14 protein-coding genes and 1 pseudogene are annotated in these 12,321 nt (G+C 65.7%); 7 read left to right on the top strand and 8 right to left on the bottom strand.

Going from position 1 to position 12,321, the window contains the following annotated elements; genetic code table 11:
- Positions 1-25: 25 nt before the first annotated feature.
- Both A5766_RS12385 and A5766_RS12380 read right to left on the bottom strand, forming a co-directional pair.
- Positions 26-1,372, bottom strand: coding sequence for a flavin-containing monooxygenase (locus tag A5766_RS12385; protein ID WP_005207113.1), 1,347 nt, complete (start codon positions 1,370-1,372; stop codon positions 26-28).
- A 123-nt stretch (positions 1,373-1,495) separates the two neighbouring features.
- A complete protein-coding gene (locus A5766_RS12380) occupies positions 1,496-2,152 on the bottom strand; it encodes a class II aldolase/adducin family protein (RefSeq protein ID WP_005207112.1) in 657 nt (218 codons plus the stop codon).
- Between the two features lie 189 nt (positions 2,153-2,341).
- Here A5766_RS12380 and A5766_RS12375 point away from each other — a divergent pair, with 189 nt between their 5' ends.
- The 3 genes from A5766_RS12375 to A5766_RS12365 are packed head-to-tail and all read left to right on the top strand — an operon-like array spanning position 2,342 to position 3,698.
- Complete coding sequence (locus tag A5766_RS12375) at positions 2,342-2,821, top strand: SRPBCC domain-containing protein (protein ID WP_005207111.1); 480 nt, start codon at positions 2,342-2,344, stop codon at positions 2,819-2,821.
- Positions 2,818-3,252, top strand: a complete 435-nt coding sequence (locus tag A5766_RS12370; RefSeq protein WP_064904932.1) for an ArsR/SmtB family transcription factor — start codon at positions 2,818-2,820, stop codon at positions 3,250-3,252. Before A5766_RS12375 ends, A5766_RS12370 begins: the two co-directional genes overlap by 4 nt.
- Entirely contained in the window at positions 3,252-3,698 is a 447-nt protein-coding gene (locus tag A5766_RS12365; RefSeq protein ID WP_064904927.1) for an SRPBCC family protein, read from the top strand. The genes A5766_RS12370 and A5766_RS12365 overlap by 1 nt, the downstream gene beginning before the upstream one ends.
- Before the next feature lie 9 nt (positions 3,699-3,707).
- Here A5766_RS12365 and A5766_RS25325 read toward each other — a convergent pair.
- Positions 3,708-4,072: pseudogene (locus tag A5766_RS25325) on the bottom strand (helix-turn-helix domain-containing protein); the annotation flags it as partial.
- Between the two features lie 271 nt (positions 4,073-4,343).
- Between A5766_RS25325 and A5766_RS12355 the strand changes: the two are divergent.
- On the top strand, positions 4,344-5,447 hold the full coding sequence (locus tag A5766_RS12355) for a hypothetical protein (protein ID WP_064904923.1): 1,104 nt from the start codon (positions 4,344-4,346) through the stop codon (positions 5,445-5,447).
- Positions 5,448-5,592: 145 nt separating this feature from the next.
- On the opposite strand, the gene A5766_RS12350 is transcribed toward A5766_RS12355, so the two are convergent.
- The 5 genes from A5766_RS12350 to A5766_RS12330 form a co-directional block, all read right to left on the bottom strand.
- A complete protein-coding gene (locus tag A5766_RS12350) occupies positions 5,593-6,816 on the bottom strand; it encodes a serine hydrolase domain-containing protein (protein ID WP_005203755.1) in 1,224 nt (407 codons plus the stop codon).
- Positions 6,813-8,003, bottom strand: coding sequence for an aminotransferase class I/II-fold pyridoxal phosphate-dependent enzyme (locus tag A5766_RS12345; RefSeq protein WP_064904921.1), 1,191 nt, complete (start codon positions 8,001-8,003; stop codon positions 6,813-6,815). Before A5766_RS12345 ends, A5766_RS12350 begins: the two co-directional genes overlap by 4 nt.
- A gap of 249 nt (positions 8,004-8,252) precedes the next feature.
- On the bottom strand, positions 8,253-9,083 hold the full coding sequence (locus A5766_RS12340; RefSeq protein WP_064904919.1) for an aldo/keto reductase: 831 nt from the start codon (positions 9,081-9,083) through the stop codon (positions 8,253-8,255).
- A gap of 144 nt (positions 9,084-9,227) precedes the next feature.
- A complete protein-coding gene (locus A5766_RS12335; protein ID WP_064904917.1) occupies positions 9,228-10,271 on the bottom strand; it encodes a quinone oxidoreductase family protein in 1,044 nt (347 codons plus the stop codon).
- Between the two features lie 182 nt (positions 10,272-10,453).
- Positions 10,454-10,927: an NUDIX hydrolase gene (locus tag A5766_RS12330; RefSeq protein ID WP_064904915.1), complete on the bottom strand. Its 474-nt coding sequence runs from the start codon at positions 10,925-10,927 to the stop codon at positions 10,454-10,456.
- Between the two features lie 131 nt (positions 10,928-11,058).
- Between A5766_RS12330 and A5766_RS12325 the strand changes: the two genes are divergently transcribed.
- The 3 genes from A5766_RS12325 to A5766_RS12315 all read left to right on the top strand — a co-directional run bounded on the left by A5766_RS12325 (position 11,059) and on the right by A5766_RS12315 (position 12,265).
- Positions 11,059-11,388 (top strand): hypothetical protein, encoded by a 330-nt coding sequence (locus A5766_RS12325; protein WP_064904913.1) that lies wholly within the window; start codon positions 11,059-11,061, stop codon positions 11,386-11,388.
- Between the two features lie 113 nt (positions 11,389-11,501).
- On the top strand, positions 11,502-11,960 hold the full coding sequence (locus A5766_RS12320) for a hypothetical protein (protein ID WP_064904911.1): 459 nt from the start codon (positions 11,502-11,504) through the stop codon (positions 11,958-11,960).
- 62 nt (positions 11,961-12,022) lie between these two features.
- Positions 12,023-12,265, top strand: a complete 243-nt coding sequence (locus A5766_RS12315) for a hypothetical protein (RefSeq protein ID WP_064904909.1) — start codon at positions 12,023-12,025, stop codon at positions 12,263-12,265.
- Positions 12,266-12,321: the final 56 nt, after the last annotated feature.

Here is a 12,321-nt window from a genome sequence, read left to right as displayed (position 1 = left end):
TGCTGGTTGGCAGATTACGGCGAGTTCAGGAAACAGCCTGCGCGGCAAGCACATCGGAGTCCGCCGGTGTGGTGTCGTCGACCTGGTCGGGTCGGTAGGCCCGGTAGCCGCGCTGGATCGCGATCTGGTCGGCCAGGTACTTCGCGTCGTGCCATACGCCCCAGATGAAGCTCGACCCGCGACGTGAGAGCCAGGGCAGCCCGAGGAAGTAGATTCCCGGTTCGCCCGACACGCCCCGCTGGTGCGCCGGGCGGCCCTTCTCGTCGAAGGCGTCGACCTCCAGCCAGCCGTAGTCGTAGGCGAAACCGGTTGCCCACACGATGGACGTGATCCCGGCGGCTGCGAGGTCGAGCTGCGCGATCGGGTCGGTGACGCAGTCGGGGAGTGGTCCCAGGATGTGCGCCTGTGGCTCCGCGGGGAGGTCGAGGCCGTTGCGCTCGATGTAGTCGTCGGCCTCTCGCAGCATGGCGAGATAGGTTGCGTCGCCGTTCTCGATGTTGGTGCGCAGGTCGGAGGCGAAGGTCATGGTGCCTGCGTCGAATGCCTGCGCGCGTCCGAGAAGAGTGATCCCATCCGCGGCGAGCTGCCGGAAGTCGACGGTGTGCCCACCGCCCGCGCCGCTGACGGCGATGGTCACGTGCTCGGCGCCCGCGGGAGGTGCCGCCGCGTCCCACTTGCCGAGAACACCCAGCCACCAACAGAAGTCGCGTCCGCGGTAACTACGCGGCGGGCGATCATGCGGTCCGACGGCGAGGTACGTCTCGCGGCCTGACGCGCGTAGCTCTGCAGCGATCTGCACGCCCGACGATCCCGCGCCGACGACGAGAACGCCACCGTCGGGGAGCTGCTGCGGGTTGTGATAGTCGCTGGAGTGGATCTGATGGAAGGGCGCGTCGCGCGGCACGACGGCGGGGATGACCGGGGTCTGAAAGGCGCCGGTCGCGGCGACGACGAAGTCGGCGTCGATCACACCATCCGAGGTCTCGACGCGAAAGCCGTTCTCGCCCTGCTTCTTACGGACCGATGTCACCTCCACGCCGGTGCGGATGGGTGCGTTGATGCGCTGGGCGTAGGAGCCGAGGTAGTCGGCGACCTGATCCTTGGTCGCGAACGCGTCGGCGTCGACGTCGAACTCCAGTCCGGGGAAGCGGTCGTGCCATGCGGGACCGTTGGCGACCAACGAATCCCACCGCCACGTGCGCCAGCGTTCGGCGACGCGATCACGCTCGAGTACGAGGTGGTTGATTCCCTGTGCGGTGAGATGCTCACTCATCGCGATACCTGCCTGGCCCGCGCCCACGACGAGCACCTCGACCTGTGTGGCCGCGGTACCCGCGGGTGTCTGCGTCCCCGGCGTAGCCAACTCCACCATCTCGTACCTCCGCTGTTGCATGCGTTGTCGTTGACTCAATGATCATCGGACCGCCTGCATCTGTACAGCAGAGATATCCTGGGTATTACATCGCTTCAGTCGATGCAGGGTTGTGCCGCGTTCTCAGCGGTCGCGACCGGGGTAGGGCTGGTAGGCCCGGCGGGCGGCGGTGGCGACGACCTCGGTGAGCTGGTCGTCGCTCAGTATTGCGGGCGCCCCGGCGCTGACGGCTTTCAGATACACCTCGCTGAGCCATTCGACGACGCCGAGGTGCTCACACGCGGTCTCGATGTTGCCGCCGATGGCGACCGAACCGTGGTTGCGCATGAGGGCTGCGGTGCGCTCGAACAGTGCCGCCACCACGCCTTCGCTCAGCTCGGGGCTCCCGAAGACCGCATAGGGGGCGACTCGTATCGAGCCGCCGACCATCGCGGCGTCGTAGTGGATCGGTGGGAGGAGCTCGGTGATCGTCGACACCGCGACCGACGCGAGCGGGTGGGCGTGGGCGATTGCCGACGCGGAGGTCGACCGGTAGAGGTCGAGGTGGAATCGGAGTTCTGCCGTCGGCCGGTAGCGGGTTTCCTCGATCACCGAACCGTCCATGTTGACGACGACCAGCTGGTCCGGTTGGACGGCGCCGAGGCGTGCACCCGACGGCGTCACGAGCACGCGATCGCCGACGCGGACAGAGAGGTTGCCGCCGGTGCTCAGCGACGTGCCCGCGGCCGCGAGCTGATGCGCAGCGACGCACAGGGGTACGCGCTGATCGACGATGTCCACCTCTTTGACGGTAGTCGTTCGAACGGTCTCGCCGCAGTGAGACGGCTGCGGCTGCGCATCTCGATCTGGTTCCGCGGACTCTCGAACCGTCACGTTCCGATTGGTAGAGCGAATCCAATGCAACTAATGGTTGCGCATTGCGTCAAGGGGTCGTAGATTGATACGCAACCAGAGGTTGCAGGAGGCGACATGGACAAGCTGACCGACGCAGAGGTGGGGACCCTCGTGCGTGAGCTCTACATCGACGCGGAACCCGACATCGTGTTCGACGTGGTGAGTTCGCCCGAGTACGTCGAACAGTGGTGGCCCGATGAGGCGCGATACCGACTCGAGCCGGGATCGCCCGGCGAGTTGGTGTTCCGTACCGCCGAGGGCGACGAGATCGTCCAGCAGTTCAGCGTCGTCGAATCGAATCCGCCGCGCACGTTCTCGTTCCGGTGGACTCACTCGCCGGGCGAGGACCCGGCCGCGGGTAACTCGTTGCTCGTCACCTTCGCCCTCACCGCGTCGGGTAGCGGTACGACGCTGACGATGACCGAGACGGGATTCCGTGAAAGAGGTTGGGAGGAAGCAGAACTCGAGCGGCAGTTCCGCGAACACATCGACGGCTGGAACTACTTCCTGCCCCGACTGGTGACCTACGTTGCCGGAATGGAAGCAGCATCGTGACGCATGGCCAAGCGTCGACGGGCGACGTCGACGACGCGCTGTGGTCGGCCATCGGAGATCCGACGCGGCGCCGCATCGTCGACCTTCTTCTCGCAGGCGACGGTGGGACAGCGACGTCGTTGAGCGAACAGCTTCCGGTCAGCAGGCAGGGAGTGGCGAAGCATCTCGGCGTACTCGACCGAGCAGGACTCGTGCACGCGACGCCTGCGGGACGCGAGCGACGTTACGACGTCAACAGGGCTCAGCTCGCGAAGGCTGCTGCGCAGCTCGAATCCGTCGGCGCGGCATGGGATGCCCGGCTGCATCGCATCAAGGGCATCGCCGAGGCGTTGCAGCATGCCCGGAACCGCAGCAAGACAGAACACCAACGTTCGCAACAGAACGGTCCAGAACAGAGCCGTTCAGAACATAAAGAACAAGGGAGTACGTGATGAGCAGCATTCTGCACAGGATCGGCGTCGAAGGCGCCACCACCACAGACGTCTACGACGTACTGACCACGATCGACGGTCTTGCGGGCTGGTGGACAGAAGACGTGAGCGGGGACGGCACGGCCGGTGGACGCCTCGAATTCCGCTTCCCGCCAGTCGGCGGATTCGACATGGAGGTACTCGAGACCGTTCCGTCGGAGTCGGTGCGATGGCGGGTCGTCGAGGGGCCGGACGAGTGGGTTGGCACGACCATCACGTGGTCGCTGCGCCAGGAGGGAGACCACGCCATCGTGATGTTCAGTCACGACGGCTGGCGTGAGCAGGTGCCGTTCATGAATCACTGCAGCACCAAGTGGGCGGTCTTCCTGTTGAGCCTCAAAGCGCTGATCGAGTCCGGCAAGGGGACACCCGCACCGCGCGATGTGGCGGTCAGCGACTGGCACTGATGCACGGGGTCAGGTGTTGATCCCGAACTCGCGGATCTTGCGGTAGATGGTCGCCCGCGAGATACCGAGGGCCGCGGCGGCCGCGGCCTTGCTGTGGTTGTTCTCCTCGAGGCTGCGCACGATTGCGTCGCGTCCGGAGCGACGGTCAACTCCCGTCCACGGGTCAGTTGTTTGAGCAGTGTCGGCACCAGATCGTGGAGGTCTTCGATGCTATGCCGCAGCGGAGGGAGTTCGACCGCGGCCCGGAGTACGGCGGTCCGACCGGTACCGGATTCGCCCGAGACCGCGATCCAACGTCCGGCCCGAACGTGCCCGGCGACGTTGTCGCAGCACTGACGCCACGACGAACTTTGCGGCCGACCAGTCGTGGAAGGGCGCGTTGAGAAGTCGGGATTCGCGCTCGCTGGCCTGCGAGACCATGCGCTGCATGATCTGTGACTTCGCCGACTTCGCCAGCGAGCGCGGCGGTCGTCCGCGGCTGGGCGCGGCGCGCCCGACGTCGGGCCTGGTTGTGAACGTGTGTTGGATCGAAGGATGTGGGTGCTGCAGCACCCACATCCTCACGTTCGACACACATTTACCGCGGCCAGAGGCGTATCTCGGCGGATGTGGAACCCGGCGGGTCGGGGGTGCGTCGGATATGTCATGCACTCACCCGCTACTGAACCTGACTCTGCTGCCCGCTATCCCGCTGCTTGTTATCCAGCCGACCGGTTCGGGCTCATCCATCGGAACGCGGTTCTTGCCGCCGGATACACCGACAACGACCTGCGCGCGTCGCTGCGTCGACGGGAGATCGAGCGTGTCCATCGCGGGGTCTTCGTCGTCCGCGCCGAGCGGACTCGGCTCGAACGCCACCGGCTCGTCGCGCTCGCGTCCGTGCGAGCCGTGAGGGGTGATGGCGTGGGCGCAGGGGATCTCGGGCCGGGCGAGTCGGGCGCTGTCGAGTCGGGCGCCGGGAAGCCTGAAGTGGAGGAGTCGGGCGCAGCGGTATCAGGAGTGGAGGAGTCGGGGCCGAAGGCTCGCGCTGCGCTGAGTCATCAGAGTGCCGCGGCGGTGCATGGCCTCGAGATGCTCTCGCCGACGCTGACGCGCGTCCATTCGACGACGGTGAGTGGTGCGGGATTTCGAACCGCGACCCATCACCGCCATGTCGCGGCACTGTCTGACGACGAACTCGTCGAGGTCGACGGCGTGCTGATCACCTCGATCGAACGAACGGCCGTCGACATTGCCTGCGGGGCACAGACGTTCGCCCAGGCGCTCGCCGTTGTTGATTCGGCTCTGCGGCTCGGTGCCGACCGCGACGGCATGACCAAAATGCTCGCCGGCAAGCGTCGTGGTGTGGGTCTTGCGCGCCGAGCGCTGCATCACGCCGATGGGCGGTCGGAGAATCCGGGCGAGTCGTGGAGTCGGGCGCAGATGATCGAGGCGGGTCTGCCCGCGCCGCGCCTGCAGCACACGTTCCGCGACGTCGACGGCGAGCACGTGGCGCGTACCGATTTCGATTGGGGCGGGAGGCTCGTCGGAGAGTTCGACGGCAAGGTGAAGTACGCGAAGCTACTCAAACCAGGGGAAGACGCCACTGAGGTCGTGGTGCGCGAGAAGCGTCGGGAAGACGAACTCCGCGCGATGGGCATCATGGTCGTGCGCTGGACCTGGGACGACCTTCGCGCAGGGAGAGTGACAGCGCTGATTCGACGCTGGCTGGTGACGTTGGCGCTGATCGTCGAACCTGCCAGCGCATGAATGTGTGTCGTATCGAAGGATGTGGGCGCTGCAGCACACACATCCTTCAAGACGACACACATTTACGACGCCGCGCACCGGCCCCGGTGGCCCGTGCAGCGTGACGTTCGGCGCCGGCGCCGGACCGCGGCGTCGCCAGGCGCGCTCAGCGCAGGGAGTCGTAGACCGCCTTCTCGAACTGTTGCGACGCGGCGACGGCGGCAGGGTCGAAGAATGGTAGGAGCTGGGTGGCCCAGAGTCCGCCGATGCCTCTTTGGGCATCGACCCAGAAGTAGAGGTTGGCCAGCCCGGCCCAGCCCATCGAGCCCGCGCTGCGTCCGGTCGGTGCCTGGGAATTGTTTGTCATCGCGATGAGATTCCACCCCTTGTCGACGCCGGGAAAGAAGTCGACGTCGTTGGTCTTGCGTGGGTTGACGCCGGGGAGCGGCGTGATCCCGAGCGCCCCGAGGTGGTTGCGTGTCGCGGCGTCGACCGTTTCCCGGCGGAGGAGCTGTTGCCCCGAGTCGGATCGGCCGCCGCGCAACCAGAAGCGGATGAATGTGAGGAAGTCATCGGCTGTGGAGTAGAGGCCCTGGCCGCCCATATCGAGTTCGGGGTCGTCGGGCGAGGTCGGTGGCCGCAATGCCTTGAGGTGACCGTCGCCGATGCGCACGTGCAGGGTCGCGCTCCGCTCGAGCATCTGTGGTCCGCGTCGAAAAGTGGTGTCGCGCATACCTAGTGGTGTGAGTAGCCGTTCGGTCATGACGTCGCCGAGTCGGCGTCCGGTCGCGCCCTCTATGACCCTGCCCGCCCAGTCGAGGTTCGTCCCGTACTCCCATCGGGTTCCGGGATCGAACATCAGTGGTGCTTGCAGCGATGCCTTGGTCGCGGTCGCGACGTCGGGCAGGCCGAGGTCCGCGACCGCTCGCGCGCAGTCGGCGTCGAAGAAGTCGTAGGCGAATCCTGCTGTGTGAGTGAGTAATTGGCGGGTGGTCACAGGAGTCCGTGGCGCGCGTATCACCGGTGTGTCTCCATCGAACCCGGTGAGGACGCCGATCCCGGAGAGGTCGGGGGCGTACTCGGACGCGGGGGCGTCGAGGTCGAGGAGGGCGTCGAGGTCGAGGAGGGCGTCGTCGACGAGTTGCAGTGCCAACGTTGCGGTCAGCGGTTTGGTCATCGAGAACAGTGCGAGAACGGCATCCGCGGCCAGCGCCTCGTCGGTGCCCGCGGTCCGTGGACCTGCAGCTTTGAGGTAGATCGTGTCGTCGGCGGTGGTCACACCTGCGACGACGCCGGGTAGCGCGCCATCCGCGGGCGCGGCGTCGACTATGTGGTCGAGTGCGGCGGTGTCGAGGTCTGCGTCGTCGGGGGCAGTGCCGTCGAGGTTCATGACGCCAGACCTTCGACGAACGATGCGAGACGTCGGAGTCCTTCGGTGAGATCGGCCGTCGATGCCGCGTATGACAGTCGGACGTGATCATCGGCCGTTGCGACGCCGAAATCCTTTCCGGGAGTGAGTGCTACGTGCGCTTCGGTGAGTGCGCGCTCGCAGAATTCCCACGAGCCCAGTCCGGTGTCGGAGACGTCGATGTACACGTAGAACGCGCCGTCGGGGATGACCGGCACACGCAAGCCCATCGCAGTGAGTGCGTCGAGTACGAGTTGTCGGCGCGAGACGAACTCGCGGCGTCGATCTTCGCATACCGCAAGGGATTCCGGACTGAAGCAGCTCAGCGCAGCGTACTGTGCCGGCGTGGGTGGGCACACGTAGAAGTTCTGCGCGAGGCGCTCGACGACGTCGACCATGTCGGGTGGCAGGATGCACCAGCCGAGCCGCCAGCCCGTCATGCCGAAGTACTTCGAAAAGCTGTTCACCACAACAACATCGGGGCCGGTGGTGGGATCGGCGAGGACGCTGCGTGGAGGCCGGCCGTCGGGCCCGGGATCGGAGAGTCCGAGGTAGATCTCGTCGACGATGCTCCACCCGCCGCGCGCGGCAACGCGGTGGCACAGCTCGACGAGCTCGTCGTAGGGCAACGACGTGCCGGTCGGGTTCGACGGCGACGCCACGATCACCCCGCGTGTGCTCTCCGACCACGCGGCGTCGACGGCATCCGGGGTGAGCTGGAAGCGATCGGAGACGCCGGTCGGCACCAAGCTGACGCGCGCGCCGAACGCCTGCGCGAACTGTCGATTGCACGGATACGACGGATCGCCGATCAGCACACCGTCGTCCGGGTCGATCAGCGCGGCGCATGCGAGAAGCAGCGCCGCCGACGCTCCCGAGGTGACTGCGACCTGCTCCGCCGTGACGCCGTTGGCGCGGAAGTGGTGGCGATAGAAGTCGGCGATGGCCTCACGTAGTTCGGGGAGGCCAAGTGCGCCCGTGTACGTCAGTGGGCGGCCGTCGGAGACCTCTCGGGCTGCCGCGAGAAATGCAGGCGGAGCACCGAAATCGGGTTCGCCGATGCTCAGCCGAATCACCGGGCTGCCCTGCGCCTCGACGGCGGCCGCTCTGCTCGCGAAGTCCATCGCGTAGAACGGTGCGACCTCCTGGGCGCGCTGCGAGATCTTCATTCATCTCATTGTGCGCGACGGTGCTCGCGAGATGTTTCGGGGTGGGGGAGTGATCTCGACTCGGGTGCTCGCTGCGCTCGCGCCCGCTCGATCAGCGGAAGGGGTGATCTCGACAAGCTCGATCAGCGGAAGAGTGGCTCGATCAGCGGAAGAGTGGCTCGATCAGCGGTGGACCAGCTCGATTGGCGAAAGCCGCCGCTCCCGCTCGGCTTTTCGCCGAGCGGGAGCGAACCGTTTGCGCGGCGCAGGTCAGGGCACGTAGTTGAAGGTGTCCGGGTCGGGGCCGCGGCGCTTGTTCTTGTTGAGGCCGTCGATGGCTGCGACGTCGTCGCCGGACAGCTCGAAGTCGAAGATGTCGAAGTTCTCCTCGACGCGCGAGCGGGTGACCGACTTGGGGAAGATGATGTCGCCGCGCTGGATGTGCCACCGCAGGGTGACCTGGGCAGTCGACTTACCCTTCTCCTCGGCGATCTTCTTCAGGACCGGGTCGTCGAGGACGTCGCCTTGCGCGATCGGCGACCACGCCTCGGTCGCGATGCCGTGGTCGGCGTTGAATGCCCGCAGATCGTCCTGCGTCAGATAGGGGTGCACCTCGATCTGATTCACCGCGGGCACGATCTCGGTCTCGGCGAAGAGCCGCTCGAGGTGGTGCTTCTGAAAATTCGACACTCCGATGGCTCGCGCCTTGCCGTCGGCGTAGATCTTCTCCAGCGCCTTCCATGTCTCGACGAAATCCCCGACCTCCGGCAGCGGCCAGTGGATCAAGAACAGGTCGACGGCGTCGACGCCCAGGTCGGCGAGCGTCTGGTCGGTGGCCTTGAGTGCGTCGTCGTACGCGTGGAATCCGTTGTTGAGCTTGCTGGTGATGAACACCTGGTCGCGCGGGATGTCGGACCCGTTGACGCCCTCACCGACCTGCTTCTCGTTGCCGTACATCTCGGCCGTGTCGATGTGGCGGTAGCCGACGTCGAGCGCGGTCCGCACCGCGTCGACCGTCTTCTCCGGCTCGATCTGGAACACACCGAAACCGAGCTGCGGGATCTCGACGCCGTTGTTGAGGGTGATGATTGGGACTGTCATGGAACACCTTTCGCGTCTATGGAACTAGCAGATACATCGCGATTGCCGGGGGACTCCGTGCACGCTCGGTCTGCATGCGCGGCGCCGTGGCCGAGGCCTACCCGGCGAGATTGATCGATCCGACTTCGGGTCAGAGATCAGCGGTCAGGGCAGCAAGACGAACTTGCCGCGCGGATGCGACGACAAGATGTCGTCGAGTGCCTTGGCGGCCTGGTCCAACGGATACGTCCCGGCGACATCTGTCATTAGAGCGCCCGATGCCGCGTCGGCGATGAGGTCGTCGATTGCGTTGCTGCGGTTCTCCTTGCTCTGCGGAGTGGAACCGTTGATCAGCACGATGCCGTCGTCGCCGCGTCCGAACGCCGCGATGCTGACGATGCGGTCGCGGTCGCGGTCGTCGACGAGCGCGAGGGACACGTCGATCGCCTCGTCGGTGCCCACCGTGTCGATGGCCACCGTGACCGGGCTTTCTGCAGCCGCCGCTTGTACGCGCTCGAGAAGGCCGTCGCCGTATGCGACGGGGATGGCCCCGAGTTCGCGCAGATGGTCGTGATTGGCGGGCGCGGCGGTGGCGATGACGGTTGCTCCGATCTTGCGTGCCAACTGCACCGCGATGACGCCGACGGCTCCGGCGCCGCCGTGGATGAGCACGGTGTCGTCGGCCTGCACGCCGGCGGTGGCGATCGCGTCGGCAGCGGTGACACCTGCCAGCAGGAGACTCGCCGCATGTTCGTCGTCGAGTCCTGCCGGTTTGCGGTGAACCGACCTCTCGTTGACGACGACGTGGTCGGCGTAGGCGCCTGAGATCGGGTAGGCGATGACCTCGTCGCCGACCGCGAAACCGGGTGTCTGGCCGTCGAGTGGATCGCCGACGGCACGGACGACGCCTGCGAGTTCGTTGCCGATGGGGATGGGAAGTTTCGATTCGTCGGTGCCCATCACTCCGCGCACGGTCTTGGCGTCGGCGGGATTGACGCCGATCGCCGTGACATCGATGACGACCTGTCCCGGGTCGGGGAGTGGCAATTCGGCCTTCACGATTTCGACGACCGTCGAAGGTTCGCCGTACTCGTTGGCCACAGCCTGCCGCGCGGTGACGGCGGCCGACTCGATGTCGAGTGTGTTCTCGTTGGTCGGTGTCTTCGCTGAGTCAGTAGTCGAGGAGTCTGAGTTCGTTGAATCGGCCATAGCTGCTTCAAGGCGTAGGCACCGTCGCGCTATTCCGATCCGAAGGTCACTGTCCGGTGTCGATCGCGCGAACTCGGGCACCGCGCATCACGACCGCATCGCGTCTGGGCCGATGCGCGTGATCGACCTCACGCGCGAGTTGGCGGCCGAATCTGCGATCTCGCGATGTCGGCGGAGTTGGCTCAGCGCTGAAACCATGCTTCCGCATTGTCGGCCAGTGCCTTCTCGATGCGCAGCTTCGACGTCTCGGAAAGGCTCGCGGGCAACGCATCTGGCGCGAACCATGCGACGTCGGTGTTCTCGTCGTCGGCTGCGCGTGGCGTACCTGCGACGTGGCGGACCAGGAAACACACGTCGAGGTATTGCGTCTGATCGCCGTTGGGATAGGTGACCATCGGAGTGACGTCGACGCTGGTCAATCGAACCACCTCCGCGTCGACGGCGGTCTCCTCGGCGATCTCCCGGATGATCGCTCGTGCGGGCTCTTCTCCCGGTTCGAGCACGCCGGAGACGACCGCCCATTCGGCGGTGTCGGCGCGCTGCGTGAGCAGGATGCGTCCGCGGTCGTCACGGACCACTCCGCTCACACCGGAGAGCCACAGCGGCATATGCCCTACGTGGGAGCGCAGTTCGGTGATGAATCCGGGAATCGGCATGAGGCCATCTTGCCGTGGTCGGTTGGTTTTGTGTCGTAGGTCCTCGGGTCGTGCGGTGGAGTGGCAGGATCGGCTACGAGCGATCCGGGTCGAGCGTGCGGGCAGGAACATGCAGGCGAAAGGTGTAATCGATGCGCGGTAAAGGTGTCTTCGTGGTGCTGGTCGGCATCGGACTGGTCGGGGTTGTGTGGGCGATTGTCGACGTTGTCGATCGCGGGTGGTCGAGTGTTCCGGGTAGCACGTGGGTGTGCGCGGTGCTCGGGCTGGTGCTCGTCGTCTTCGCGTTGTATCGGGAGTTCGGCGGGTCTCCCCTGATCACTGTCGACCACGAGAACATCGCCGAGGAGTACGAAGCGCAGAAGCGCGCCGACGGCCTGGAGGCCAACTGGATCACCAAGCCCGGGTATGCGGACGCACAGACCGACGCCGCCCTCGGCCGCGACGACCCGGAGAAGAAGTAGCTGCGACACGAGCCTTGTCGAGTATGTGTTCGACGAATCTGTCGGTGGTGGGTGCTTCACTGTGATGTGCGCGTGTAAGAGCACATCCGATCGCCGAGATGAGGCATGGCAGTATGAACACCCCTACTTCGCACAATGTGTCGCGCGGGCCGTCCGCATTGCCCGGTTGGGCGGAGATGCGGACGTGGCTGATCCGGGAGCTGGGCGCGATGCCGAACGCGGCTGTACTCGATCTCGGACCCGCCGGACTCGACACCACAGTTGCTCCTGACGCCGACGTCGAGTGCGCCCAGGTGCACGTCCTGCACGGCGATGTCTACCTGGTGAGATTGTCGACGGCCCTGATGGAACATCCTCGACTTGCCGGCTATTCAGTACCGCGCTCGGTGCGCAATCGGTGGCGCCTCGACGACCGCTTCGACGACTGCACCCACGGTTATCTCGTGAGCGCCTCCGCAGAACTCATCGCCGACATCTGCATCGGCTGGTTCCGGGACCGGTGTGCGTGGGGCAATCCGGCATCCCTCGGGTGGAGTTACACCGCGCCGCAGCCGGCTCGGGGATGCCCCTGATCTTTCCCCCAGATCGGCTCCGAACAGGTGATTTCCCTGCAGATCTCGCGCATCGTGGAGTCATGACCACTTCATATGACAGCACCAGCACATCGTCGAACAGCAATAACAACAATGGCTCGGGAATGGGCTTCTGGAAGATCCTGGGGATCGTCGTCGTGGCGCTGATTGCGCTCGCGATCATCGGCCCGGTACTCAAGGGGCTCTTCTGGGTCGGACTCATCGCCCTCGCGATCTACGGCGGCTACATGCTCTTCCGGTCGTCGCGGTCCTCGAAGTCGAGTGGTGGTTCATCCGGCTTCTGAGTACGGCGAACGATCACCCGCGAATTCGCTAGCGCGACAGCATGATTCAGTTCAGC

This window comes from Gordonia sp. 852002-51296_SCH5728562-b (assembly GCF_001665475.1).
Taxonomy (GTDB): Bacteria; Actinomycetota; Actinomycetes; order Mycobacteriales; family Mycobacteriaceae; genus Gordonia; species Gordonia sputi.
The sequence above is the reverse complement of the archived record's forward strand: the minus strand, read 5'-3'. Positions and strand labels throughout refer to the sequence as shown.

What these genes read in the sequence shown, in the direction of transcription:
- A5766_RS12385 (WP_005207113.1), bottom strand. Translation starts at nt 1,372, where the DNA reads ATGGTGGAGTTGGCTACGCCGGGGACGCAGACACCCGCGGGTACCGCG.
- A5766_RS12375 (WP_005207111.1), top strand. Translation starts at nt 2,342, where the DNA reads ATGGACAAGCTGACCGACGCAGAGGTGGGGACCCTCGTGCGTGAGCTC.
- A5766_RS12365 (WP_064904927.1), top strand. Translation starts at nt 3,252, where the DNA reads ATGAGCAGCATTCTGCACAGGATCGGCGTCGAAGGCGCCACCACCACA.
- A5766_RS12355 (WP_064904923.1), top strand. Translation starts at nt 4,344, where the DNA reads ATGCACTCACCCGCTACTGAACCTGACTCTGCTGCCCGCTATCCCGCT.
- A5766_RS12350 (WP_005203755.1), bottom strand. Translation starts at nt 6,816, where the DNA reads ATGAACCTCGACGGCACTGCCCCCGACGACGCAGACCTCGACACCGCC.
- A5766_RS12345 (WP_064904921.1), bottom strand. Translation starts at nt 8,003, where the DNA reads ATGAAGATCTCGCAGCGCGCCCAGGAGGTCGCACCGTTCTACGCGATG.
- A5766_RS12340 (WP_064904919.1), bottom strand. Translation starts at nt 9,083, where the DNA reads ATGACAGTCCCAATCATCACCCTCAACAACGGCGTCGAGATCCCGCAG.
- A5766_RS12335 (WP_064904917.1), bottom strand. Translation starts at nt 10,271, where the DNA reads ATGGCCGATTCAACGAACTCAGACTCCTCGACTACTGACTCAGCGAAG.
- A5766_RS12330 (WP_064904915.1), bottom strand. Translation starts at nt 10,927, where the DNA reads ATGCCGATTCCCGGATTCATCACCGAACTGCGCTCCCACGTAGGGCAT.
- A5766_RS12325 (WP_064904913.1), top strand. Translation starts at nt 11,059, where the DNA reads ATGCGCGGTAAAGGTGTCTTCGTGGTGCTGGTCGGCATCGGACTGGTC.
- A5766_RS12320 (WP_064904911.1), top strand. Translation starts at nt 11,502, where the DNA reads ATGAACACCCCTACTTCGCACAATGTGTCGCGCGGGCCGTCCGCATTG.
- A5766_RS12315 (WP_064904909.1), top strand. Translation starts at nt 12,023, where the DNA reads ATGACCACTTCATATGACAGCACCAGCACATCGTCGAACAGCAATAAC.